The organism is Shewanella sp. MTB7 (genome assembly GCF_027571385.1).
Classification (GTDB): Bacteria; Pseudomonadota; Gammaproteobacteria; order Enterobacterales; family Shewanellaceae; genus Shewanella.
The window spans coordinates 263,836-288,520 of sequence record NZ_CP085636.1; the positions used below are offsets into that span (position 1 = coordinate 263,836).

A 24,685-nucleotide genomic window follows, 5' to 3' on the forward strand; every position below is an offset into this window, starting at 1 on the left:
ATATTCCATTCTCATCTTTAAAACGGAAAATCTGTGTGTTTATGAATAAACTGATTAAGTCTTTTCCCCTCCTTTGTTTAAGCTGGTTCCCTCTCCAGTTAATAGCGGCTCCCCAAACAATACACATAGTGACTGAATCTTGGCTGGGTTACACCAATGAGGATGGCTCCGGCTTTTATTTCGACATTTTAAAACGGGTGTTCCCCGAAAATACTTGGGACGTCGAGATAGATATCGCGCCCTTTTCAAGAGTGAGATACCTGCTTAATCATGAAAGAGCTGACATGGCGTTAGGTTTTTATGCTGGAGATAAGACCAAGGCTATTTATAGTGATCAGCCGGTTGAAGTTGATAGCGTTGATGTCGCGTTGACGCCTGAGATGGCCAAGAGTTGGAGTGGTGTCGAGAGTCTTTCATTTAAGAAAGTACAAGCCATGTTGAAATATCGCTATGATGAGTTTATTGATGTTCCTATGTATTACGAGGAGAGCAGTAGTTTACTGGAGATGCTAGACCGTGTTAATAGGGGGCATATTGACGCGGTATTAGATTATAAACCGACTATGTTGGCTAAGGAGGCTCATTTAAGTCAGCCTAGACAGTTTGTGATCATAGAAAATGTATTTAGGACAGAGATCTATTTTGTATTTGCCGAAAATGCAAAAGGACAACGGCTTAAAAAACATTTTGATATTGAGTTGCAAAAGTTGATCGACAGTGGAGAGTTAGATCTACTGTTTCGCCAATATGTCGGTCCGAATGCTAATCGACTTTAAAGTTCGGTGAGTATTGAGAGAATAGTCGTTAGTTTGTTTTCAAGCTCTACCCATTCAGCATCGGCCTCAGATCCTGAGACAATACCAGCCCCAGCAAACAAATTGATACGACCAGGTTCGATAAGTGCACTGCGGATCGCAACGGCAAACTCACTTTCATGTTTATTGAAATAGCCACAAGCGCCGGCATACCAACCTCTGGCATACCCCTCACTTTGACGAATGAAGCTCATTGCAGGTTCTCTAGGTAAGCCACCAACTGCTGGAGTAGGATGGAGGGCTTGAAGTACCTGAAAATCATCGATACCAGGTTTTAATTCGGCACGAATAGAGCGATGCAGATGTTGAATATGGCTCAACTTAAAGACTTTAGGCGTGCTATCGGCACCGACGTAGCTACTCAATGGTGTTAAGGCATCGACAATATGATCTTTAACGAGCCGATTCTCGTGACTGTTCTTATTATCCTCGAGTAAATTCTGTGCAAGAACCCTATCTTCTTCAAGGTTTAAACCTCGAGTTGTCGTGCCTGCTAAGGCTTCAGTGAAGAGCTCTCTTTGCCGACGACGATAAAGCCGCTCAGGGGTGCATGAGATAAAAGTACTGTCGGCACTAAATTGAAAACCAAATTGAAAACTATTCTGATTACGTCCCTGCCAACAAGCAAGTAGCATCCATGGATCAACGGGTTGATTCACCTCGAGCTGGGTTAAGCGAGAGAGCACGACTTTAGGTGTCTCTTGAATAAACTTCTGATGAGTGACTTGATTAACCAATTCAGTCCAACGGTAACGATTTGGTCTATCACTTCGACTCAATAAGTTGATCTTATTTGGTGGAGGGAGAGGTTTTGGCGCTGCCAATTCCGCTAAACTCTCTATGGCTTTGTTACGCTCAGACTCTGCATTTTCGCTGTCAAAATTTAGATTAACCAGTAGCTTGTAGTCATTACCATCGCGTCTTAGCTCAATACGTGGCAGGACAAAGTGTGCTCGACCAAATTCAGGCCAACACTCTGTGGTTCTATCGAAGGCGACGCCACCATAGTAACGAATATCTTGGTTATTCGAGAGGGCTCGTTGTTTCTGATATTCAAAAGAAAGTTGATTGTCATCAATATCATCAGCATAAAAAAAATCTTTACAGCAACCTACCGCGGCGACCTCCTCTTCGGTATCTCTTCCTTTCCAATAGATCCTCGGATAGCAAGGTTGAGCCGCTAACCAGGCAATTGCAGGCACAGATTTTATCGGCAATGAAAGCTGAATGATAGGATCATTTTGTGCTTGAAATTTCAATTGTTTTATAGTGTCAGTGAGGGATGAAACAGCCAGTGACAACGAGTAGACAGCCAATTAAAACTCCAAAACATATCAGTAAAAAATGAAGATTATGATTAGGGAAGAGCCTCGAAGAACATCGAGAATAGTCAAACCATTAAGATTGTGAATAATAATCTTTAACACAAAGTAATGTGCAGGAGAAAAAGTGTCAAGTTGCAGCCTAGTAAGCTGTGAGGTTCGCCATAAATTCAAGACTAAAGTTTTTAAAAAGTATGCTATGCATACTTTTGTCCGCTCACTTTTCCTTACGGGACATTTTGTCCCGCTTATATCTGATATCTCTAAGATAAAATGTGAATTAGTCGATCTAAGTTTGTTTTTAGCTTTTTATTGCTTGAGAGCAGCCTGAAGCGAAGGAACAATACCTGCACATATGCACTACCTTAGGTTGATTTATTATTCATGAGTTTACTTGAGCTAGATCAGGTCAGTTATCGTTATCGATGTGATGAGGCGTTGATTCTTCAGGATGTCAACTTTCAGGTTAATCGGGGAGAGTGTCACTGCATTAGTGGGCCAACGGGTTCAGGTAAATCTACCTTAATTAAGTTGATTATGGGTGCCTTATCACGACCATGTGAAGGTGAATTACATATTGACGACAACCTAGTTTTGGGGCTTGTGATGCAAGATCCAAATGTGCAGTTTATCCGTCAGAGTGTTGGCGCCGAGATCGCTTTTGCACTGGAAAATTTATGTGTTGCTACTGAACTTATGCGGACTAAGGTGCAATCAGCATTAAGAAGGGTGGGTTTGTTCGTTAGCTTAGATATGCCAATTGAGCAGCTATCACTGGGTCAGAAATACAGAGTTATGATTGCATCTCAATTGGTGTCTGAACCTGATATTTTACTGCTCGATGAACCTTGGGCTCAGCTTGATAATACTGGTGTTGAAGAACTCTTGTTAGTCTTGTCACAACTTAAAGAGGATGGCGTTGCAATCGTGCTGGTGGATCATAACCCAAAGGCATTTAGTCAGATTGTCGACCACTTCTACTATATCAAAGAGGGAGCGTTAGTTGCTGGGTGTTCGCCACCTGTCTGTATTGATAATATTCAAGCGGGACCTGTGCGACTTGATATCAGTGTGATGCAAATTGAACCGTTTGAATTTAGATTTATCAATCAAGATCCGTTGTTTAAAAGTTTGCATCAATTGAATCTTTACAGTGGTGAGATCGTCTCTTTGATTGGTGATAATGGTACAGGTAAGAGCAGTTTTTTAAAGAGCCTTGCTGGTATCCAATCTGATATCAACGAGCTCCCTTTAACTGTGTTGGGTAAGCAAGCAAAGCTAGGTGTTTTCGGAGCAGATCTAGGGCTTTTGTTACAACGTCCTAATCGGCAGTTATTTGAAAGTAGTGTTATAGAAGAGGTTCGATTCAGTCTCAAACGCTTTGTTCTTCCTCTGCTCTGGGCTGAACAACTGCTGGATGAGTTGGGACTGTTGCATCTTAAAGATCACTCTCCACACACGCTATCTTATGGTCAGCAACATATGGTGGCTTTAGCATCTTTAGCTTCACTAAAACCTAAAGTCTTGTTGCTCGATGATCCTTTCGCTGGGCTCGATGGTGAATATCTTAATCGAGTATGGCATCTGCTTACTCAGTTAAGTCGGGATGGGTGTGCCATTTTATTAAGCTGCCACAGGCAGATGCTAGCACTACCGGTAACACGTCACTGGCAGATCTCTGATGGTGTTTTATGCAGTGATAGCCCAAAGCAAAATCTATGGTCAGCTTAGGTGGATGTGACTGATGAAAGTTAGAGGAGGTAGGCATTTCCGTCACTCAGTTAACAATGTTAGTGGGGCTGAAACTGACATAAAGAGTAGCAAAGGTATTGGTTGGACTGGCGCTGCACTTATCTTAGCGCTTGTGCTGTCCAGTGGTGCCTTTTTTATCGCAGAAGAGTATCTGCTTGGCCTCATTATCTGCAATCTCGCGTTGATTATTCACGGGGTCTATCGCCGTGGCGATTTTTGGGTGATAGGGCGTGTCTTTTTCGCTCAGCTGGTGATCACATTAAGTCTGTATTACCTAATGCATGGCAAAGAGCAGCTGGTTGAAGGTGCAACTGTGGTGCTTAGGGTGTTAATGGCATTTATTCCTGGCTGGTGGCTGTCAGTCACCTGTCTACCGGAAAAAATAGCAGAGGTATTGGCTTGGATATTGCCGGTTAAGTGGGCCTTTGTGATCGCAGCATCATTAAGTTTATTGCCCACTATGACGCGAGAGATCCGTGAGATATACCAAATCCAATGTTTACGTGGGGCGCGTATTACTCCAAAGGCTTTGAAAGATCCAAGAAACTGGTCTGAATTGATCCATTGTGTGATTTTCCCTCTGCTTATTCAGTTACTCAAGTTATCTAAACAAACTGCGATGGCCGCTCAATTACGTCATTTTGGCAAACATAAGAAACCCACTCATTGGCGTTAGAAATACCTAGCGACTCTATTAATCAAAGAAGAATGTTATGCGTAAAGTTTTCAATTTTAGTTTACAAGATGCACTTTTTATTGGCTTTTGCGCCACGCTACTGGTGGCATTAAAGAGCATGTTACGCCTTAAGCTAGGTATCGCTGGACATTCCATGTTTCTAATGACTTTTTTCTACCTTATTTGCTATGGGGTGGTTGGCCGCGTAGGCAGCATTACCGCTTGTGGCTTTTTATCCGGATTAGTCGCCATGATGTTGAGCGTGGGCAAAGGCGGACCGTTAATCTTGCTTAAGTTTGGCTTACCCGCGTTAGCGATGGATCTGAGTATGATGCTGTTTTCTGGCTTGCTGACGTTAAAGTTGCGCTGTGTTGTTGTTGGTTTAGTGGGGTGTTTTGCTTGGGCTGCGAAGGTGTGGGTAGAAAACCTATTAATGGGGATGACCATACAAGTGGCCTTAGTACAATTTGGATTGAGTATGCTTAGAGGGGGCGCTTTCACTCTTCTGGCAGCCCTGATGGTACCGCCTGTATTGAATCGTTTAAGAGCACATGACCTTCTATTTAATGAAGAAATAAAATAGAACTTATTAGCCGTTTCCTAGGAACAAAAGATGACTATAGCTCCACTGAAATCTTGGTTGATCTGTATCGATGATACAGATGATATTGGCACTAAAGGCACCGGAGAGATTGCTGAAGAGATTGCCTGCCTACTGTCTGAGCATAAAGAGCAGCGGTGTTGGGTGACCCGACATCAGTTGTTTGTCCATCCGGATATTCCCTACACGTCTCACAACAGTGCCATGTGTTTTCAATTGCAGAGCCGAGCTTCTCTCGATGAGATAAAGCAGATTGCGGTCACTCATCTACTGGCACAAAGTGCACCGGCTTCAGATCCGGGGTTGGCAATTATAGCTTTGGACTGTGAGTTTGATCGTCATGCCTTGATTGAGTTTGGTTTAGCCACCAAAAAAGAGGTGAAGACTAAAGAGCAAGCTTATGAATTAGCTGAGCGACTCGGTGTTGATTTGAGTGAACACGGCGGAACTGGCCAAGGAGTGATAGGTGCACTTGCTGGACTTGGTTTACGTTTATATGGGCAGGATGGTCGGGTTAAAGGTCAGATTAATTTAGGTCAAGAGGAGTGTGAAGCGGGGATAGACTTAAGTGTTGGCGATCTACTTAAGCAAACCGGGATGGATATTGTTATCAACTTAGAGGGGGAGGTATTGGATTTGAATGAGACAGTGCATTTGAGCCAAAAGATAAAAGCTGTCTATTGTCGTCATCAGTTTGCCTTGTTGGTTTACCGACATGAACAGCGTTGGTGCAATGCACTAAAAAAGCACCTGAAGGCCTATTAATAATGGACACTGTGAAGAGTAATTTTGAGTTTGATGCTGGGATATTTCAATTTAAGTTTGGTGTCGACAATGAGCCTGCATCGCGGGATTCTGCCAATGAGTGTCGTTTCTTTATGCCCGATGATGAAGATGAGCAGATCGATGATACGCTTATCTCTTGTTATAACTGCATGAATAGACGTTGGCTCGTCGACGGTATGGAGTGCTTAAAAATAAGCCCCACATAAGGAAGCCAAAGAAATAATCCAATGTTAAAATGCATGATCTTGACGCGAATCGCTTTTATCTATTGTAAATAAAGGGTTATGTTTTGATTTTAACTGATATTTTAGTTTATTAATTGGTTTAACCTAGATAGTATGTAATCTTCTAAGCAAATGTTAAAGAAAGTAAGCCACATAAATATATCAATAAGTGCTTGCTGATTTTTATCTTATTTGGAGAGTTTTATATATGGTGAGGTTGGTAGAGTCTAGGGCCCATGTTAAGTTTGCTGTATCAAAATTGAAAGTTGGAATGTTTGTCGCTTCCATTGATAATGATGGACAAGTAGCCATCACAAATGCAGGTCAAATAAAAGATAATGAATCGATTAAAAAGCTGCTTAATAATGGCATTAAACATGTGTGGGTTGATATTGATCGCTCTTGTGACTCTTGTGGATTTAACAAGACAAGATTACCACCCCCGACAGTAAAGAAGCCTCCACCTTCAAGAGATGCATTGCAACAAAAAGCTAAAAAGCTTATTACTGAAGCTAAAGATCTATTGGCTAAAGTCTTGTCTGAAACCTTCGAAGGTAAAGCGATTGAAATTGGTCCTTTTGAAGAGTTTGCCGATAATATGATCAAATCGGCATTGCTCGACTCAGATGCACTCAAGTGTGTGTCGGCGTTAAGAAACAAGGATGCTTATCTGCTCGAACATTCTGTTAATGTGGCTTTTTTATTAATTACCTTTGGACAATATCTTAGTTTTGATAAAGAACGGCTTAAAGAGATGGCTGTGGGGGGGATCTTACACGATGTCGGTAAGACTCAGGTTGACGATAGTGTGCTGCATAAACCAGGAAAACTAACCCAGCAAGAGTTCGAACATATGAAATTGCATCAAAATTTTGCTGTAGAGATTATGGATAAGACAGTGGGTATGTCTAAAATCAGTAAAGATGTCTGTCTTATGCATCATGAAAAGCTCGACGGTAGTGGCTATCCCAATGGTTTAAAGGGTGATGAGCTTCCTATCCACGGACGTATGAGTTGTATCGTTGATATTTTTGATGCTTTGACCGCAAAACGCTGTTACAAGGATTCTATGAGCCCGGCTTCTGCGTTTAAAATACTACTCCGTTTAACCCCTTTTCATCTTGATGAAGCCTTGGTCTACCAATTTATTCGTTGTGTCGGTGTCTACCCTGTCGGTTCGTTGGTGGAGCTCTCTGATGGACGTATTGGAATTGTGTGGTATGCCAAAGGAAGGGATGCCTTACATCCAATACTTAAATGCTTTTATTCATTGAAACAAAAACGCTATCTTGCTGTTATTTTCGTCGATCTGCTTGAGAGTGAGGCTCATATCGAACGGGGTGTATCACCCTGTAGCCTAGAGGTGGATTGCACTCCGTTTTATTAACAAATAGGACTTGTTGCTAGTCATTTTTAAGAGGCAGTCTTATCTTTTTCTGAGGATTTTCGTCTTTTGAGCCGAAAATTGGTATCATTTACTCTCATTTGGGTCCCCTTCAGGTCTTTCTTTTGTCAAAAAATCGCATTTTTACCATCATCATCTTACTCATCTCTCTTGCATTATTGATCCCTGGTGTGACTCAACCTATCTTGAGCATTAGTGGAACCATTGAGAAGTCTGAGCTGACTAAAGCGGGCATTGACCAATTGGCAACTAGCTTGGGAGATAACTCAGCTAATGGCAGCACTATGGGCATGCTCTCCATGTTCAGTGACATGCTAGGGCTCAATGATATTAAGGGTGAAGTCGAGGTCTTTCAGAAGACACGCAGTATCTGGGGAACAGTGGAGGAGCTGTTTACGTCAGGAAATGCACCTGTTGCCACTTTAGTAATGCTATTCAGCATTATTATTCCTGTGTTAAAACTCAGTTTGATGTTGCTGCAGCAGCTGCCTATCACGGTATCCTTTCGACAAAAAATCATCCGTTTTACTGCGCTGATAAGTAAGTGGTCGATGGCCGATGTTTTTGTGGTTGCGCTTATTGTGACCTATATGGCTGGTAATGCCTCTGCGGGAATGGGGGAACTGCTTAAAACCACCGCGAATTTTGAAGTCGGTTTTTACTATTTCACTGGTTACTGCCTATTCTCTATCTTTAGTACCTATCTAGTTAAGACAAGAATGGAAGAACCTGAGCTTATACAGGCTAGATCAGAAGAGGTATGAGACCCTTATATTGTTGAGATCTAATTAAAGCACCCCCTTAGCTGTTATAGCTATTTGTTATTAAAAATGAGTATTTGTGAAGTAACCCATATATAAGAAATAATAAGCCCTTCTAATAGTGCTGCTGGAGGGCTGACATGAAGAAGTGGTTAATTGTTTTATCTTGTACTGTATTCGTTGTCGCTTCTCTGCTTACTAGCGGATTAACTCGTGCTCTTATCGATCTTGTTGCCTTTGGCTGTTTGCTCTGGATAGTTCTGGCAATGAAATCTAAGCCAGAGTCACAGTCACAGCAGAAGGTGTCTGGCTCTAATGATTGAATGACCCCAGTTTCATCTCTAGTTTCACCACCCTGATCTCTAATCACGTCATCCTGAACTGGTTTCAGGATCCAGCTTTTCCTCTACTCACAGAATCACAAAATCGCAAAATTACAGATACAAAATATAAAGCAGAGAACTAATGCCAATTGCTAACCAGAGCATGACGCCTAACGCGAGTGGTTTTATCCCGGCTGCGCGCATTTTTTTCACTGTGATCCCCGCTCCGATTAAAAACAAGCACAGAACCAAGGCGCGTTTAGAGAGGCCAAATATAACCTCATAGGCGGGCTGTCCCTGTGGCAGAAAATAAGCTATAGCTATGGCCAAACAGTAGAAGCCGATGAAGTAAGGAATGGTGATACGTTTCTTATCCCCGCCAAAAAGAATGGCGCTGATGAGCGCGATAGGAATGATCCATAGTGCGCGAGCTAATTTGATGGTTGTTGCTGTAACCAATGCCTCTTCACCATAGGCTGATGCTGCGCCGACGACGGAAGAAGTATCATGTATTGCAATGGCACTCCAGACACCAAAATCATATTGGCTCATTGACAGCAGATGCCCCAAAGCCGGAAACAGGAAAAGGGCGATTGAGTTTAGGATAAATATAGTGGCTAATGCGATAGCGATTTGATCGCTTTTTGCATTGATAGCTGGCGATACTGCCGCGATAGCACTGCCGCCGCATATTGCTGTACCGACTGAAATAAGGTGACCGGTTTTGGTATCGAATTTAAGTGCTTTAGTGAGCAAAAATCCTAACACTAAGGTGAAGATGATCGATCCTAAAATGAGTGGCAAGTTATCTAAGCTTACCGTTATTGCGGTTTGTAGCTGGATACCGAAGCCAAGCCCAATAATCGAATAGGATAAGAGTTTTTTTGTTAAGCTCCCAAGATCAATATTGGTGGGAACTAGGCCTAGACTTGCTAACGTAAAGCCCAACACTAAGGCGATCGGTGAAGACACTTGAGGTAACAGGCAGAGTGTGCCAATCGCAACAAAGAGCAGGATGTGGTTTCTTTGTCTCTGGTTAGAAAGTGAATTCATTTTGGCGTAAAGAGGCCATAGGTTAGGCAATGATGCCATCATTATAGAGAGATAATGGGTTTATTAAATTCAATTCATTTTAGTTAGAGGTTAAATATTATTTAATCTCTATTGAAGACTCAAATAAAAAAAACCGCGGTTAGGCGGTTTTTTAGGTGATGGAAATAAATTAACTCGCAGTGTTTAGCATTCCTTCCCAAACAATCTGTCTATAACGTATTGGGTTAGTATCACCCTCAGTGCTAAATAGCATAACAACAGAATCTTGGTTTAATCCCAAAAGTTCTCTTTGCTGGGTGAACTCTTCACGGCCAGCTATCATGTACAGTAGGCCTAAGGTTAACGCGCCTGACTCACCGCTGATGATTTTAGTGTCGCCAGCTAGCGGGTTACCAAGAATACGCATACCCGTTGCTGTCACTTGGTCATCAACTGAGGCGAAGAAACGGCTGCACTGCTTAAGGATAGGCCAAGTGATAGGGTTAGGTTCGCCACACGCCAAACCTGCCATGATTGAATTCAAACTGCCAGTAACTGCAACCATTTTGCCCTTTTCGCCAGAACGGTAGATGCAATCTGCTTTGCTTGGCTCTGCGATAATAGTACTGAAATTAGTAGCACCTAACTTATCGGCAAAGTAACCAAGAAGACCGCCAGCCATCGCACCAACCCCTGCTTGTAGCATTAGGTGAGTTGGTTTAAGACCCATCGCATCAGCTTGCTCTTGGGCTTCGACAGCCATGGTCATATAACCCTGAGATATCCAAGTTGGGATCTTCTCATAACCTTCCCAAGCGGTATCTTGTACTAACATCCAGCTATTTTCTTCAGCAGTTTTGTTCGCGAAACGAACGGTATCGTCATAATTACAATCAGTGACAATGCACTCTGCGCCTAGATTTCTAATGCGCTCAACGCTGGCTTGAGATGATCCCTTTGGCATGTAAACGACGGCTTTCTGGCCCATTTCACGTGCAGCCCAAGCGACGCCTGTACCATGGTTACCCGCTGTTGCGGTAGCAAAAACTAGCGGTTGGCTTAGTTTGGCTGCAACAGTTTTCATGTCAATTTCGCTGATATCTACATCTAAGTGTTCAGCTAGTTGTTTTCCTAAAGCGTATGAGCCTCCGAGTACTTTAAAGGCGTTTAGGCCGAAACGATAAGATTCATCCTTTACCAGAATAGCTTTAACGCCTAGGCGTGCTGCTAGCTGTTCTAAAGAGATCAGCGGTGTTGGTTGGTAAGCTTCAATCTGCTGATGGAATTGACGTGTTTGTTCAGCGACTTGAGCTGTAAACAGATCAGAAGTTTCGCCGTTAAAGAATTCATTTTGAGTCAGCTTTAGCATGGTAACCACTATAAATTGTGAACAAAGAGGACGACTGGCCATTTCCATTTAATGTTGGAAGCTAGCCAGAGTTTAATTACTTAATGAATGCGATTGCTTCAACTTCAACAAGTGCGTCTTTTGGTAGACGTGCAGCTTGTACACATGAACGTGCTGGCGCAGCATCTGTGCCAAATACTTCAGTGTACACTTCGTTGAAAGCAACAAAATCTTCCATATCAGCTAGGAAACAAGTCGTTTTCAGTACGGTATCGATTCCTGCACCAGCTTGTTCTAGCACAGCTTTAAGGTTCTTTAGTGACTGGAAAGCCTGCTCCTTAATACCACCTTCTACGAAAGCCATAGTCGCAGGATCCAGTGGTAGTTGACCTGAAGTAAATACTAACTTTTCAAAAGCAAGTGCTTGAGAATATGGACCAATTGCAGCAGGAGCATTTTCAGTATGGATTACAGTTTTCATAGCTTAGTTATCTCTGATCATTAGGATTTAAATTCACGGATGTACTTGTACACCGCATGCTTGGTAATACTTAAATGGTTAGCAACGATATTGGTTGCTTCTTTTAATTCAAAAATACCGTTATCAAACAGTATCTTGGTAATAGCTTTATTGCGACCTTTAAGATTAACGCTAGTGTCAGCATCGACCTCAGATACCGCATGACGTAATGCTTGCTCAACTACATCTCCAGCCGAAGAGCTGAAGTTTTCGGTCATATCAAAACTGTGATGCTGTGATGTATCTGGCATTAAAGTTTTGATGATCTCTGGGAACGGATACGACAAATTCATGTTGACGCAAAACATTCCAATGGGTTTGCCATTCTCACCGAGAAGAATACAAGTGCTCGATTTAAGCATTGCGCCATCTTTGTTATTACTAAAATATCTCTTAGGAGTGACCTCTTCTGTTTGCTCATAAAGACGTAGCATCTTTAAGCCCAAATCCGTTATTGGGGAGCCCACTTTCCGACCTGTATGGTGACCATTAACAATTTTTACGACTGACTGTTCAAAGCTCTCTAAAGAATGGATAACGACTTCGCAGTGAGGACCTATCAGATCGGCCATGCTTTCAGCTAAATGGAAATAGCCTTGCAGTAACTCACGATCTTTAGATGTAAATTCCGTTTTATATGCCTGTTCTGCCGTTTTAATCATTGTAGATTACTTTTGTGAACTATAGATGTCGTTATTGTCAACTTTTTAGCTTTCCAATACAAGCTTAAAATCAACTTTATGTAACTATGTGACGTTTTTTGAGAGCTTTAAGCAAGAATTATTTAACTGCAGTTTAATTTATTTGACTTTGATCATGAAATTTATTTTTGAGGAGCCATCTCTAGTTAACAAATTTTAACTGTGAGATCTGCGTCACATTTTTAAATTCAGCAAACAGTATGATGCGCACCAAGTTAACGATAGTTGACTAAAATAGGTTTCCGGTCACTTTAGTGACCTTTTGGCAAATAGGCCAGTAGTGTGAGATGTGGAGATAAAAATGAAAAGCATATTACAGCGTGGATTTACAACAGCTGAATTTGAAATGCGAGCAGCTAAAGCTCAGCAAAAGATGCGTGAACTAGAAGTTGACGCCATCTTGTTAACGACTGAGCCTAATGTGCGTTACTTTTCAGGTTTCCACACCCAGTTCTGGCACAGTCCAACTCGTCCTTGGTTTTTAATCTTACCTGCAGAAGGTAAGCCGATTGCGGTTATTCCTGAAATTGGTGCCAGCGGCATGGCAAGTACTTGGGTAGAAGATATTCACACTTGGGCATCACCTCGCCCAGAAGACGACGGTATCAGTATCGTAGCCAGTGTGCTTAATAGCCTACCTTCACGTTTCGGCCGTGTTGGCGCAACGCTAGGTATCGAATCTCACTTACGTATGCCAGTGAGTAATTATTTACAGCTGACGACGTTAGTGAGCAAAGAGTTTGTTGACGTTTCATTAGCTATCCACGATATCCGTCAAGTTAAGTCAGTGACTGAAATCGAAAAAGTACGCGAAATTTGCCGTATCACCAATGTGGGCTTCGATAAGATCCCTGATTATGCCAAAGCGGGTATGACAGAGCGTCAAATTTGTAAGCAGTTTGGCATCGACATGTTGATGGAAGGCGCCGATGAGTGTCCATATATCATCGCAGGTTCAGGTCAAGACGGTTACGACAGCATCATTATGGGACCAACAGATCGCGTAATTGAAACCGGTGACGTGTTGATTATCGATACAGGTGCAGTTCGTGACGGTTACTTCTCTGATTTCGACCGTAACTGGGCTTTCGGTCATGCAAGTGAGCAAACTAAAGCCGCTTACCGCGCAACTTATGAAGCCACCACTATGGGCTTCAAGGCTGCTCGCCCAGGTAACACCACTTCAGACATCTATAACGCGATGTGGAAGGTGCTAGAAGCAAATGGTGCATTGGGTAATGACGTGGGTCGTCTAGGTCACGGCCTAGGTATCGAGTTGACTGAACGTCCATCAAACACAGCAACGGACAACACTATTTTAGTGCCAGGCATGGTGATGACACTGGAGCCAGGCATGGTTTACGCACCGGGTAAGTCCATGGTGCATGAAGAGAATATTGTGATCACTGAAAATGGTGCTGAGTGGCTAAGTAAGCGTGCAGAACCTGAACTACTGATCATCAAATAATTTTAACAGCCATTGATTTCTTTGGAGGGGACCAGAGAAATCATTACTTATAGAGCATCTCATTATGATGAGTTTTGAAGCATTTACATCGTTCGAACAGCCGCTAAAGCATAAGCAGGCGCCAAGAATTAATCGTGTTCACATCGGTTTAGTGCAACTGAGTACAGACCACAGTCTTGAAATGGATTGGGCTAAGTTGTTAGGTACCCAAGCAGGAGTGTTTAGCTCTCGGGTGTACTACTCAAGTGAAATGACCCCAGAAGCGCTTGATCAAATAGCCACAGGAATCGGCGAAGCGTCTGACTTGATTGCAACCGGTTTAACGATGGATGTGATGGCATTCGGTTGTACGTCGGCTTCTATTATTATCGGTGAAGAGAAAGTGGCGGAACTGCTGACTAAAAACCGCGGTGACATTCCTGCTACCAACCCTTGGACAGCAGCTAAAGCATCGTTCAAGCACCTTAATGCGAAAAAAATTGCGGTATTCTCTCCCTATCCAACCAGTGTTAATTACCCACTGTATCTGCAACTAACTGATGCAGACTTTGAGGTAGTAACTCTAGGTTCACTTGGGATCGAGCGCGATACTGACATCACCTTAGTGTCTAAAGAATCTATGTTCGAAGCACTAGATTTGATGCTCAAAGATTCAGACGCTGAACTCGTGTTTATGTCTTGCACCAACCTACGAGTTTTAGATTATATCGAAGAGATTGAAGCACGATTTGGTATACCAGTTGTATGCAGCAACTCAGCCATGTTCTGGCACGCAATGCATTTGACCGGCAAGGTCGCGCAATGCCCTGGTTTCGGCAAATTACTTAATAATTAAACAGCTTAAAGCTATTTACACCAGATTCAGCACTGTTAGGAAGAAGAATAATGACTAATACACAGAAAGGTTGGTTGGCTGCTATTTTCGTAGGTCTATTGTGGGGTATCCCGTGGATCGTAGGTACTCCTATTCTTGAGGTGATGGATCCTCAAGTACTCGTTTGGTTACGTTACACCGTTGCATTTGTCACATTAGGTCTAATTTTCAACATCGGCCTTGCTTCTGGCAAGATGAAAAAGAAAACTGATTTTAAGTTAAATTGGGCAAACCGTAATGATATTTTTTGGGCGGCATGCTGCGGTATCATAGGCCAAGGTGCATTTAGCTTCCTATCATTCCTGTCTTTGGATTATATTACGGCCTCTGAAAATGGCGTGATCCAAGGATTGATCCCAATCCTTATCTTGAGTGTTGGTTTCCTACGTCATGGTGAGCGTTTCACCGTTATGCAAATTATGTGTGCGCTAGGTGCATTCCTAGGTGTAGCGATTTTAGTTATGGACCCACAGTCTGAAACTAAAGGCTTTAACATAGGTCACTTAATCTGTTTTGGCTCTGCAGCAAGCTTTGCATGTATGGCTTACGCTCGTGCCAAGCTCGCTGAAAAGTATGGCTCTGTTGCGACCATGTTCCACCAGTTTGTGTTTGCAGCATTAGGTTTTGGCTTATATCTGTTCGTGGTTGGTGCAGATTTCAGCTCAGCATTGAATGTGTTTAGCTCTCCTCTGCGTATTATGTGTATCGTTATCTTAGGTGTGTGTATCTCAGGTATGAGTTATCTAGTTTACATCTACGGTATGGAGCGTGTAGGTGTTGATGGTACTGGTATGGCACTGAACTTAATGCCACTGTCTTCATTCATCCTAGCGGTATTTGCTCTGGGTGAGCAGGTAACACCGATGCGCTTAGTGGCTATCGCAGTGGTTATCACTTCAATGATCGCCTTCATGAAGCTAGGTAAGAGAAAGCAGGACAAACCGGTAGAGGAAGAAGTGTTGAATACGACTAAGCCTTGTCGTAGTCAGTAACTGAGCTGTTTGGTTAGCAAATTAAATTAATTTTTATCACCGGTGACCTAGTCACCGGTTCTTGTTAGAAGAGAAAATAAAATGAACATCGAACAGAAAGTTATTGAGTGGCGTCAACACATTCACCAACATCCAGAGTTTGGTACCCTGGAACATGAGACCGCTGCATTTGTGGCGAACAAACTGGAAGAGTTTGGTCTTGAGGTGCATCGAGGTATCGGTGGTACGGGTGTTGTCGGCATTTTAAAATGTGGTGATAGCTCGCGTTCAATTGGCTTACGTGCAGATATGGATGCGCTACATATTCATGAAGAGAATACCTTCTCTTACGCATCGGTTAATGAAGGTGCAATGCATGCCTGTGGCCATGATGGTCATACGGCAATGCTGTTAGCTGCTGCTCACGAATTGGCGCTCAGCAAAAACTTTGATGGCACAGTCTATTTCATCTTTCAACCAGATGAAGAGCGTGGCACAGGCGCGAAAGCGATGATCGCTGATGGTTTGTTTACTCGTTGGAAGATTGATGCTGTCTATGCGATGCATAACTTACCCGGTATTCCTGCAGGCCACTTTGTGACGCGTCCACACTCATTAATGGCCAGTGAAAGTAGTTTTGAAATCGAAGTGATTGCGACTGGTGGCCACGCAGCAATGCCGCACATGGGCACCGATCCTATTGTGGTTGGCGCACAGATCGTTACAGCAATCCAAACGATTGTCTCACGCAACCTAAGCGCGATTGATGAAACCGCCGTTATTTCAGTGACTGAATTTGCCACTAACGGTACCGTTAACGTTATCCCGACTAAAGTTACCATCACAGGTGATACCCGTAGCTTTACCGATGGTGCCCTGCATAAAATCGAAAAAGCACTTGAACGTGTAGTTGCTGGCCAATGTATGTCTGCAGGTGTTGAATACACCTATAAATTCAACAATAGCTTCTTATCGACTATCAATACACCAGATGAAGCGGCGTATGCAGTTCAGGCCGCTCAAGCGGTTGCGGGTGAAGATAAAGTGAACGGTAGCTGCCAGCCATTTACTATCAGCGAAGACTTCTCGTTCATGCTACGTGAAGCTCCAGGTTGTTACATTCTAGTGGGCAACGGCAGTGGCGCATCGTGTGGCAGTGTTGCATTGCACAAGCCAACTTATGATTTTAATGACAATATATTGAATGCCGGTTTGAGATATTGGCAGACACTCGTAGAGCAGCGTTTGAATAAAGCTTGAACAATGTGCATTGCTAAGTAATTTGTAGAGTGTCTGAAGTGCTAGCCGCATAACCTTTTGAGGTGAGTGTTGGCAGCTCGAGTAAAGAAAGGCTATGAATTTAGGTTCATAACCTTTCTTTACTCTATGGGACTGGTGGGCTAAGTTACATCGTCTTTAAATGAAGACGCTTCCACGATGAATTTGATTTAAATTTAAGTGATGTTATTGGAAGTCTTTATACCTTGCTCTAGAAGTAGGCTGACTTAATGTTGTCAACAAGCAGTTTCAGGAACTATTGATACGTGGCAAGGATTATCCATTACAGTTTTCTTGGACAATTGACAAAACATCTGCAGCTTGTGAAGAGTATCTTTAATTTTGATTATTTGTGAGGCATTGTATATCTTGGGATTAAATGAGGCTAGCTACAAATGATTGTGTCGTTTCTATCTCATTTTGGAATTAAGTTTAAATATAAACTATTTTCACAAATAATAACTACATAGTCAGCGGCAGGAAAAATTGAAGTGTTTTGATTCTAAGGCTAGTCGTGAAGTGTGTAATAAAATTCTCACTGCTTCAGAGGCGTTAATCCTTGAACATGGTGTTATTTCATTTACTCATACTAGCATCATTAATCAGCAAGTATGCTCATCTAGAACATTTTATAATAATTTTAATTCAAAAGAAGACCTCTTAGTTTGTTCTTTATTAAGACGCAGTATTACTTATGATATCGAGAACTTTTTCAGAGTTCATCATGAACTAACTTCAAACTTTTTGATTTTTGCCCCCGCGTTGTTGAGTGTGGAGATATCAAGGCAAGATCCGGTTTATCTTACTGCATGTTTATCTGCTACGAATTGTGGGGTATGGAAGCTATCCTCCGATGACAAAGTAAAAACCATGAGAAATATAGAAGGTCGCTACTTTTACAGCATGCAAAATGTAGCTGAGAGAGTGGCGTTAGAGGGGTATTTAGAACATAGCGATGAAGAGGAAGTCAGGCAATTAGGCGATGCACTTTACCTTTACAGCATGGGTAAAATTTTTGCGATTGCTTCTACAGTGTCTGGCTATAGACCGATAGAACGTATGAGAAATAATGAGCTTGAAGGATTGCTGGCACAAGTGAACCGCTTCTCTTGGCGAGAGCCTGCAACCTTGGAAGATATTAAAATGGTATATGGATTAGTCATTTCTTATCTTGAACAATATCGGCAGGATATAACCTGTGAACGTTGTTTATACTTTAAGAGTACTCAAGAAAATTCTATGGATGGAGTTTTGCGATCAATTGATTAATTTGCACCCTTGTGGCTGAACCTTCCTGTATGGAGTTTGGTCACAACTAACCTGTGTCATTGTTTTGTAAATCTCTTACATAAACCTCATGTACAGCGCTTTCTTTAGCCTCTCTTAATATAGCCTCAAAAGGTCGTTAGTCTTAGTTTATACCTAAACAAGCTGGAAATGCTCGTTTCAGAGTCCTTGCGCAAAGCCTTCGTTGATGGGTTACTCTTGTAATCTAGAGTGCGCTTTATTCTGCGTTCTTGATTTTACCAAGGGAACAACAATTGCCTATAGTCAATATCTTATCTAAAGCACATTAAATTCCCACAGAACCCTTCATTTTCAAGTAGTTTGGGTATACAGCATGCTACTTTTGCGCCTTTCCATTAGTGTCTCAGTTATTATCAGAAAGCAGTTTCTGTACAGGTTGTCGTTCCTTTTTGATACACATAATTATCTCGTGTGAAAAGAATATTCCGGCCCTAGATCGAGTATTTCCTTGTCATAAAGTCATTTATTTTGTAATGGATAGTCGTATTTTACTCTTTTTAAAAAATAGAGTTCGCCATATTTGACTAACGTCACATTATTCATGCCGTAATTAAATAAAAATCAACTCAGATTCGAAGTGGTAATAAATCACTTCTGAATTTAGTTGGTGTTATTTACAATCGAGATGAATTCTTGGTTATATGGAAACGCATTAAGTAATAAATGAATTTAGGATTAAGTAGGCCGGATGGATTAAGTGGTTTAGGTGAATCAAATATATTGAGTTAATTAAATATGTTGAATTAAATGTATTTAATAAATAAAACATATTTAATTAATAATATAAATCAAATGCATCGAATAAATAAAATATATTAAACAAATAAAATAATTAAGGTAAATGATGATGAAAGTTTTAAATCTTTCCGCTGTAATCGCAGCAGTATTATTCTCTGGTGTAGCTATGGCGACCCCTGATACTCCAGTTAAGCCGCACCACGCGGAATATCCTACTTTGTCAACTCCGCATAACTTGACAAAAACCATGCCTACTGCATGTAAGCACCCAGTTGCTGTAGGTTATGTAGAAGAGTTTCAAACAGTTCATTATCGTGACATCCAGCCTAACCGTCATGGAGCATCTGGTGTACCTAACGACGGCTGGGTAACATGGGGCACTGCAGACGACATCTACAAACTTCGTGCATGTCCAGAAGGCGGTGCTATTGATTCTGATGATGGTGTTTGTTGGTTACAGCTGTCTGACAAGCCAATCGTTATGGGCATCGCTGCTGTTGCACCAGGAAAGAAACTGCATCCACATTACCACAAAGAGCCTGAGTGTTACTACGGCCTAGATGGTACATCTCACACTTGGGCTAACGGCAAGATGAACCACTTTGAAAAGGGTGACTTCTTGTTCTTAGAGTCTAAGGCAATGCACTACACTAACGTAACGGGTAACAGCGACATGGTGTGGCCTTACTGGTTCCCAATGGATGGTGACTTTGCTACATTCGGTTACACTTGGCCAGAAAGTAAGTGGGTAGAAGATAAAGAAGGCATCAAGATGATGTTCGAATTGTTGCCTTACAACTACTCTAAAGAAGTTCGTAGCGGTAACGCAGTTTACGGCTTCTAATTGTTGTAATAGTTAGGCGATACCTCAAGGTATCGCCTTCCTTTTTTTTAAGAGTAAATAACATGAAAGTCATTCAGACAATAGCATTCTTGGCATTATCAGCAATTTCATTATCCTCCTTTGCGGCTTCTGAGTCAGTCAGTCATAGTGATTATTTGGCATTACCATTCCCACAGTTACATGTTGAGTCAGATGGGGAAACTAATCCGCTTAAAAAAATCAACAAAGATATTGATGGTAAAGAGGTTGTTCTTGCAGGATGGTTTACTAAAACTTGGATGGATGCCGAGAATAACGATTCATACAACTGGGTATTCGCCAATATACCAACAATATGTGAGCACACGGGCATACCAAGACCAACCCAGGTAATACTTGTTGAGAACCCTAAAAACATTGAACTGGTAGCCAGCGAAGAACAACCATTCTATGCGTTTGGTAAGATCCGCGTAGAACAAACAGTTGACCATATTTATACCAGCACTTATACATTAGAATTGCATGATGTTATTCCGTATGATGCTTCCCAGCATAAAACAGCAGAGAATACGGCTCATTAAACCAGATGAGATTAAAGTGCGTGTAATCACAAGCTAAAAAATAAAGAATTCATTCGTAACTCTCCCAAGATTTGTTTTGCAGGGAAGCAAACAAGTTCTATTCCAAAATCCCTTAGAGTATCGCTCAAAGGGGCTTTCTATGTTGTTATACCTAAAGAGTTCACTCACTCAGTGGGAATGAATCGAAAAAGGTGATTTTATTCGTCCCTATAGCTTCACTTAGCAGACTATATAACCTTTGAATAATTGCTCAATAGTGGTTAATTAAGGTAGTAAGTGTTAGATTGCTGCTTATTAACGAGCGCTAAGTGAAACTATACAAAGACTAGGCATACAAAAGGAGTTTGGTATGAATAGATACATGACAGGAATTGTCGGGATAATTATTTTAGCAGGTTGTGAATCCACACCCACTGAGCAATACCCATTATTGCCGTTAATTCAAGCTGAATTACTCTCAAAAAATTGGGAAGATTTAGAGCGAATACCTCCTTTGTATCTTATTGAAGATGCTATTAGAGGAAATGAGGGTTGTGCCTCAATTGAGTATGTTATTACTCCTGATTACGACATTAGGGATATAAAAGTTATCGCATCAAGTGGTAAGTATTTTGCTAAAGCAGCAAGTCTCAATGTAAAACAATGGAAATGGTCTGAATTACCTAAAGGTATTGCGTTAGAGCCTATTAAAACCAGTACTCAGTTTCAGTTTTGCTTAGAAACTGGAGATGGACATTGCTCGGAGCTGCGCACCTTCGAAGAGAGTCAATGTAGTGGAGCAGATGTTATTTACTCTATTGGGTATCGAATTAAGCGAAGTGGATAATCAATTCTCAGAATCTGTTGGTTAGATTAAATTTAGTTGGCTGGATTTTGTTTCACAATACTGTTAGCCAACTGAATCTAAGTCCCAAGATTAATCGGTTTAGCCCAGAATCTTAGACAAGGTTCGTTTCTTATATGCAATATCGGCAATACAAATTAGTAGGGCTAACCAGATCAAACTAAAACTTGGGACTTTTACCGGCAGTAACACCTCACCAAATATCATCACCGCTAATAAGAATTGAATACTGGCTCTATGTATTGAATTAAACCAATCATGATCAGGCTGATCTTCTCTACTGCGAGCGAGAATAAAACTAACGGGATTAGGGTGATTTGTCGTTATTATTAACGTCTAGGTTTTGACAATGCTTGTGTCTTTAAAGAATCTTCGTCAGTTAAAAGTCGCTATAAAGCTGCTTTTAACTGACATCGCTAGCTGTTATCTCATACTAGCGCATGGTGACAAACTCTTCCGCACCCGTTGGGTGTATTGCGACAACAGAATCAAATTGAGCTTTGGTTGCGCCCATCTTCATTGCCACACCGAAGCCTTGCAATATTTCATCCATACCAAGGCCGATACCGTGGATACCGACGACAGTTTCTTCAGGGCCAGCACAAACCAGCTTCATCTTACAAGCTTGGCGATGCGCTGTGATCGCGGTGTACATTGAAGTAAAACCTGAGCTGTAACACTTCACATTATCAGCGCCATACTGGGCAACGGCTTCAGGCTCAGAAAGGCCCATGGTGCCGATAGCGGGGTGGCTAAAGACGACCGTCGGGATGAGCTTGTAATCCATTCTTGCTTCAGTCATGCCATTGAATAGGCGTTCTGAAAGTAGTCGTCCTGCCTTAACAGCAACAGGTGTTAGTTCTACGCCGCCTTCGATAATGTCACCGACACAGTAGATCCCTGGGTTGGTAGTATTTTGCTGATCATCAATCACCACATAACCACGGTCGTTAAGCTTAACTTGAGTGTTCTCTAGACCTATGTTACCGGTAGAAGGTTTACGGCCAATCGCCCAGATTAAGGTATCTACTTCGAAACTTTGGCCATTTTCCAGTTTAAGCGTCAGGCTACCATCGCTATTTTTGGTGACCGATTCTGGTGTGCTATTGGTATGAAGCGTTGGACCGTCAGTTGCCATCGATTCCATTAGTGCTTCACTTAACATAGGATCGAAGCTACGTAGCGGTGCATGTTTACGCACGAAAAGCTGGGTTTCACTGCCTAGAGAATGCAGTACGCCAGCAAGTTCAACTGCAATATAACCTGCGCCGATGACTGCAACACGCTTTGGCTGTTCTCTGAGTGCGAAAAACCCATCTGAATCGATACCTAATTCGGCACCTGGAATATTGGGAATGCTAGGTGAGCCACCAGTGGCGATAAGGATATGATCGGCGCTGTATTCTTGACCATCAACTTCTATGGTTCGTTCATTAACGAAGCGACCATAGCCTCGTACTAAGGTCACCTTGTTGCTTTCTAAACCCCGATCGTATGAGCCATGAATTCTGTCGATATAGGCTTCACGACTGGCAACTAAGGTGTTCCAGTCAAACTTATTGACGGTGACATCGAAACCATAATCTTTGGCGTATAGATGAAGGGCCTCGGCGACTTGCGCACCGTACCACATCACTTTTTTAGGGACACAACCGACGTTGACACAGGTTCCACCTAGAGCTTTTGCCTCGATCAATAGTACCTTAGCACCGCGCATTGCCGCACGGTTTGCCGATGCGATACCACCGCTACCTGCGCCAAGACAGATATAGTCAAAATGTTGGGTCATTGTTATCTCCAAAAGGGTTATATACGTTGCTCTAAAAAAGCATTATTCACATTGTAAGGGGAAAGCATAGAGCAAACCAGCAATACCAATGATATTACTATCAGTTGATTCAGTGAAGATTCAAAAGGTTGAAAGCAAGGTCTGAATATTGCTGCTGCATACTCCCGTTTACATCAGACCTGATGGGGCACCACTTTATTACTGCTGAATATGCTAGCGCTTATATTGGCATTTATCACGTTCGACTAGGCTAGGCCCTTCAGTGCTGCACTTCATGCATTTCCACTCACGCTCTCTGATATTTAACTCTTTTTGATGATAGCCTCTGGATCGTGAATTACCTTTATAGGTGAGCTCTCTTTCAAGTTGAACCATGCGGGTATCTAACCAGCGACAGCTGGGGTCATTCGCCACTCTGACTCGACTGGCGAGTCGCTGTTTAGCTGAAAGGGATCGCTTCTTAGGTTTAGTGCGTGGGGTGTTGTTGGTGAGTTTGTGCTGAGTTGATCTGATTGTTTTTGAAGGTTTAAGAGAGGGGATTTCTAGTGCACTTTCCTGTTTGGACGGCAGCGGTATAGGATTGCCTTGGCTATCGAGTACTGCACCAAGTGGAAGAGGGGCGTTGGAGTCTGCATATGATGGTGCGATTAGAGTGGCAATAAATAGAGTGAGCAGCAGTTGAATGCTGTGAATGGTGATAGGTTTTGCTGTGCGCAAGAGTGACATTCCATGTTCCTCTAAGGTTGAATATTTATGGCTATGATAAAGACTATTCCTGTCTTTTCGTTATTTACTAAATCTAGTTAATAAGGGGGGTTATTTCAACGTCATTAGTCGCTTTGGACTGATCCCGTTATTGATTTATATTCATTAGAAAATCCAAGTTAGGTGTACGCCTGCAAAGGTTTGATCTAAGTTTGATATAAGCTTATTCATTTTAGCTTCAAGTTTAATATCTTCCTGAGCGAATGTGCGGTCTATGTGTCCAGATAGGCTGATATTTTGGCTTAAGAGATACTCAGCTTCTAGACCAAGTTGAAAGTGGTTTGCTCCGTCGTACTCTTCGGTAGTGTATTGAAAATCAAATCCTTGGGTGACATAGGGGCTGATGGTTAACCCGTGTAGCAGTTCCCAGTTACTGTGCAGGCTTACTTCAACAAAATATCCCGCAGCTTGGGTTGAATAAGTGTAGTTGACTGATGGAACTAACCAGTCAACTGCGGTGTATTCGAGTGAGCCAAAGATCTCATTATCAAAGGCACGCTCATCGCCATAAAATTCTAGGCGCTGATAACCTAGGCTAGCCGCAAAGTTTTCGGTTAAGTTGAAGCCATACTCTATACCAAAATTCCATTCAGTATAGTGTTGGCTATCACCACGGCCTACGATGGTATAAACATTGATATTTTTATATTGAACCGCCGCAGTACTCCAGAAGATCCCGCCTTTATCAAGGTTGTTTCTCCCTTCTGAAATATAATTAGAATCCCAGCCTAGATCTAATAAGTTTTGAATATCGTTCGATTCTGGTGCGGTAAATGTACTGGTGCTATGTGAATCATCGATAGCATAATTTGTATTAGCATAGGCAGTAAATGCCAAGATATTTAGGCTTGTAAGTAAATATAATGTCACATGTTTTTTCATCAGAGGCTTTTACAAACGGGTGATTGTTTCAATGGTCGAATAGTACGGTTTAATTACGACATGTAAATGATAACGCTTTGCATTTGCGAACAAGTTAT

General features: G+C 42.0%; 25 protein-coding genes. 17 read left to right on the forward strand and 8 right to left on the reverse strand.

The features are described 5' to 3' along the window. Positions 1-41: 41 nt before the first annotated feature. Complete coding sequence (locus tag HWQ47_RS01190; protein WP_442802088.1) at positions 42-776, forward strand: substrate-binding periplasmic protein; 735 nt, start codon at positions 42-44, stop codon at positions 774-776. On the opposite strand, the gene HWQ47_RS01195 is transcribed toward HWQ47_RS01190, so the two are convergent. Further along, complete coding sequence (locus tag HWQ47_RS01195; protein WP_269969390.1) at positions 773-2,131, reverse strand: isochorismate synthase; 1,359 nt, start codon at positions 2,129-2,131, stop codon at positions 773-775. The two genes, HWQ47_RS01190 and HWQ47_RS01195, sit on opposite strands and share 4 nt — an antisense overlap. 390 nt (positions 2,132-2,521) lie before the next feature. On the opposite strand from HWQ47_RS01195, the gene HWQ47_RS01200 reads away from it, so the two are divergent. From HWQ47_RS01200 to HWQ47_RS01235, 8 genes are all read left to right on the forward strand, one after another. After that, positions 2,522-3,868, forward strand: coding sequence for an ATP-binding cassette domain-containing protein (locus tag HWQ47_RS01200; RefSeq protein ID WP_269969391.1), 1,347 nt, complete (start codon positions 2,522-2,524; stop codon positions 3,866-3,868). A 13-nt stretch (positions 3,869-3,881) separates the two neighbouring features. Next, positions 3,882-4,565 carry an energy-coupling factor transporter transmembrane component T gene (locus HWQ47_RS01205; protein ID WP_269969392.1) on the forward strand — a complete coding sequence of 228 codons (684 nt, stop codon included), beginning with the start codon at positions 3,882-3,884 and terminating at the stop codon, positions 4,563-4,565. 37 nt (positions 4,566-4,602) lie between these two features. Then, on the forward strand, positions 4,603-5,148 hold the full coding sequence (locus HWQ47_RS01210) for a core component of ECF transporter (RefSeq protein WP_269969393.1): 546 nt from the start codon (positions 4,603-4,605) through the stop codon (positions 5,146-5,148). A gap of 45 nt (positions 5,149-5,193) precedes the next feature. Beyond that, positions 5,194-5,931 (forward strand): DNA-binding protein, encoded by a 738-nt coding sequence (locus HWQ47_RS01215; RefSeq protein WP_269971630.1) that lies wholly within the window; start codon positions 5,194-5,196, stop codon positions 5,929-5,931. 2 nt (positions 5,932-5,933) lie between these two features. Then, positions 5,934-6,158 carry a hypothetical protein gene (locus tag HWQ47_RS01220; RefSeq protein ID WP_269969394.1) on the forward strand — a complete coding sequence of 75 codons (225 nt, stop codon included), beginning with the start codon at positions 5,934-5,936 and terminating at the stop codon, positions 6,156-6,158. A 226-nt stretch (positions 6,159-6,384) separates the two neighbouring features. After that, positions 6,385-7,563 (forward strand): HD-GYP domain-containing protein, encoded by a 1,179-nt coding sequence (locus HWQ47_RS01225; RefSeq protein WP_269969395.1) that lies wholly within the window; start codon positions 6,385-6,387, stop codon positions 7,561-7,563. Between the two features lie 122 nt (positions 7,564-7,685). Beyond that, positions 7,686-8,345, forward strand: a complete 660-nt coding sequence (locus HWQ47_RS01230) for a paraquat-inducible protein A (protein WP_269969396.1) — start codon at positions 7,686-7,688, stop codon at positions 8,343-8,345. Between the two features lie 137 nt (positions 8,346-8,482). Continuing rightward, a complete protein-coding gene (locus HWQ47_RS01235; RefSeq protein ID WP_269969397.1) occupies positions 8,483-8,665 on the forward strand; it encodes a hypothetical protein in 183 nt (60 codons plus the stop codon). Positions 8,666-8,776: 111 nt separating this feature from the next. On the opposite strand, the gene HWQ47_RS01240 is transcribed toward HWQ47_RS01235, so the two are convergent. The 4 genes from HWQ47_RS01240 to HWQ47_RS01255 form a co-directional block, all read right to left on the reverse strand. Next, complete coding sequence (locus HWQ47_RS01240; protein WP_269971631.1) at positions 8,777-9,718, reverse strand: YeiH family protein; 942 nt, start codon at positions 9,716-9,718, stop codon at positions 8,777-8,779. Positions 9,719-9,887: 169 nt separating this feature from the next. After that, positions 9,888-11,066 carry a diaminopropionate ammonia-lyase gene (locus tag HWQ47_RS01245; protein ID WP_269969398.1) on the reverse strand — a complete coding sequence of 393 codons (1,179 nt, stop codon included), beginning with the start codon at positions 11,064-11,066 and terminating at the stop codon, positions 9,888-9,890. 76 nt (positions 11,067-11,142) lie between these two features. Continuing rightward, on the reverse strand, positions 11,143-11,526 hold the full coding sequence (locus tag HWQ47_RS01250; RefSeq protein WP_269969399.1) for a RidA family protein: 384 nt from the start codon (positions 11,524-11,526) through the stop codon (positions 11,143-11,145). Between the two features lie 20 nt (positions 11,527-11,546). After that, positions 11,547-12,227 carry a helix-turn-helix transcriptional regulator gene (locus HWQ47_RS01255; RefSeq protein ID WP_269969400.1) on the reverse strand — a complete coding sequence of 227 codons (681 nt, stop codon included), beginning with the start codon at positions 12,225-12,227 and terminating at the stop codon, positions 11,547-11,549. A gap of 340 nt (positions 12,228-12,567) precedes the next feature. On the opposite strand from HWQ47_RS01255, the gene HWQ47_RS01260 reads away from it, so the two are divergent. The 8 genes from HWQ47_RS01260 to HWQ47_RS01295 all read left to right on the forward strand — a co-directional run bounded on the left by HWQ47_RS01260 (position 12,568) and on the right by HWQ47_RS01295 (position 21,133). Beyond that, positions 12,568-13,734 carry a M24 family metallopeptidase gene (locus tag HWQ47_RS01260; RefSeq protein ID WP_269969401.1) on the forward strand — a complete coding sequence of 389 codons (1,167 nt, stop codon included), beginning with the start codon at positions 12,568-12,570 and terminating at the stop codon, positions 13,732-13,734. Positions 13,735-13,798: 64 nt separating this feature from the next. Continuing rightward, on the forward strand, positions 13,799-14,569 hold the full coding sequence (locus HWQ47_RS01265) for a maleate cis-trans isomerase family protein (protein WP_269969402.1): 771 nt from the start codon (positions 13,799-13,801) through the stop codon (positions 14,567-14,569). 50 nt (positions 14,570-14,619) lie between these two features. Continuing rightward, positions 14,620-15,600: a DMT family transporter gene (locus HWQ47_RS01270; RefSeq protein WP_269969403.1), complete on the forward strand. Its 981-nt coding sequence runs from the start codon at positions 14,620-14,622 to the stop codon at positions 15,598-15,600. 81 nt (positions 15,601-15,681) lie between these two features. After that, entirely contained in the window at positions 15,682-16,839 is a 1,158-nt protein-coding gene (locus tag HWQ47_RS01275) for an amidohydrolase (protein WP_269969404.1), read from the forward strand. Between the two features lie 504 nt (positions 16,840-17,343). Next, positions 17,344-18,126: a hypothetical protein gene (locus HWQ47_RS01280; protein ID WP_269969405.1), complete on the forward strand. Its 783-nt coding sequence runs from the start codon at positions 17,344-17,346 to the stop codon at positions 18,124-18,126. Positions 18,127-19,006: 880 nt separating this feature from the next. Beyond that, entirely contained in the window at positions 19,007-19,747 is a 741-nt protein-coding gene (locus HWQ47_RS01285; RefSeq protein ID WP_269969406.1) for a cupin domain-containing protein, read from the forward strand. 62 nt (positions 19,748-19,809) lie between these two features. Next, entirely contained in the window at positions 19,810-20,307 is a 498-nt protein-coding gene (locus HWQ47_RS01290) for a DUF3299 domain-containing protein (protein WP_269969407.1), read from the forward strand. Between the two features lie 349 nt (positions 20,308-20,656). Continuing rightward, positions 20,657-21,133, forward strand: a complete 477-nt coding sequence (locus HWQ47_RS01295) for an energy transducer TonB (protein ID WP_269969408.1) — start codon at positions 20,657-20,659, stop codon at positions 21,131-21,133. Positions 21,134-21,584: 451 nt separating this feature from the next. On the opposite strand, the gene gorA is transcribed toward HWQ47_RS01295, so the two are convergent. The 3 genes from gorA to HWQ47_RS01310 form a co-directional block, all read right to left on the reverse strand. Continuing rightward, positions 21,585-22,940, reverse strand: a complete 1,356-nt coding sequence (gorA, locus tag HWQ47_RS01300; RefSeq protein ID WP_269969409.1) for a glutathione-disulfide reductase — start codon at positions 22,938-22,940, stop codon at positions 21,585-21,587. A gap of 213 nt (positions 22,941-23,153) precedes the next feature. Next, on the reverse strand, positions 23,154-23,666 hold the full coding sequence (locus HWQ47_RS01305; protein ID WP_269969410.1) for a hypothetical protein: 513 nt from the start codon (positions 23,664-23,666) through the stop codon (positions 23,154-23,156). A gap of 144 nt (positions 23,667-23,810) precedes the next feature. Continuing rightward, entirely contained in the window at positions 23,811-24,587 is a 777-nt protein-coding gene (locus tag HWQ47_RS01310; protein ID WP_269969411.1) for a hypothetical protein, read from the reverse strand. Positions 24,588-24,685: the final 98 nt, after the last annotated feature.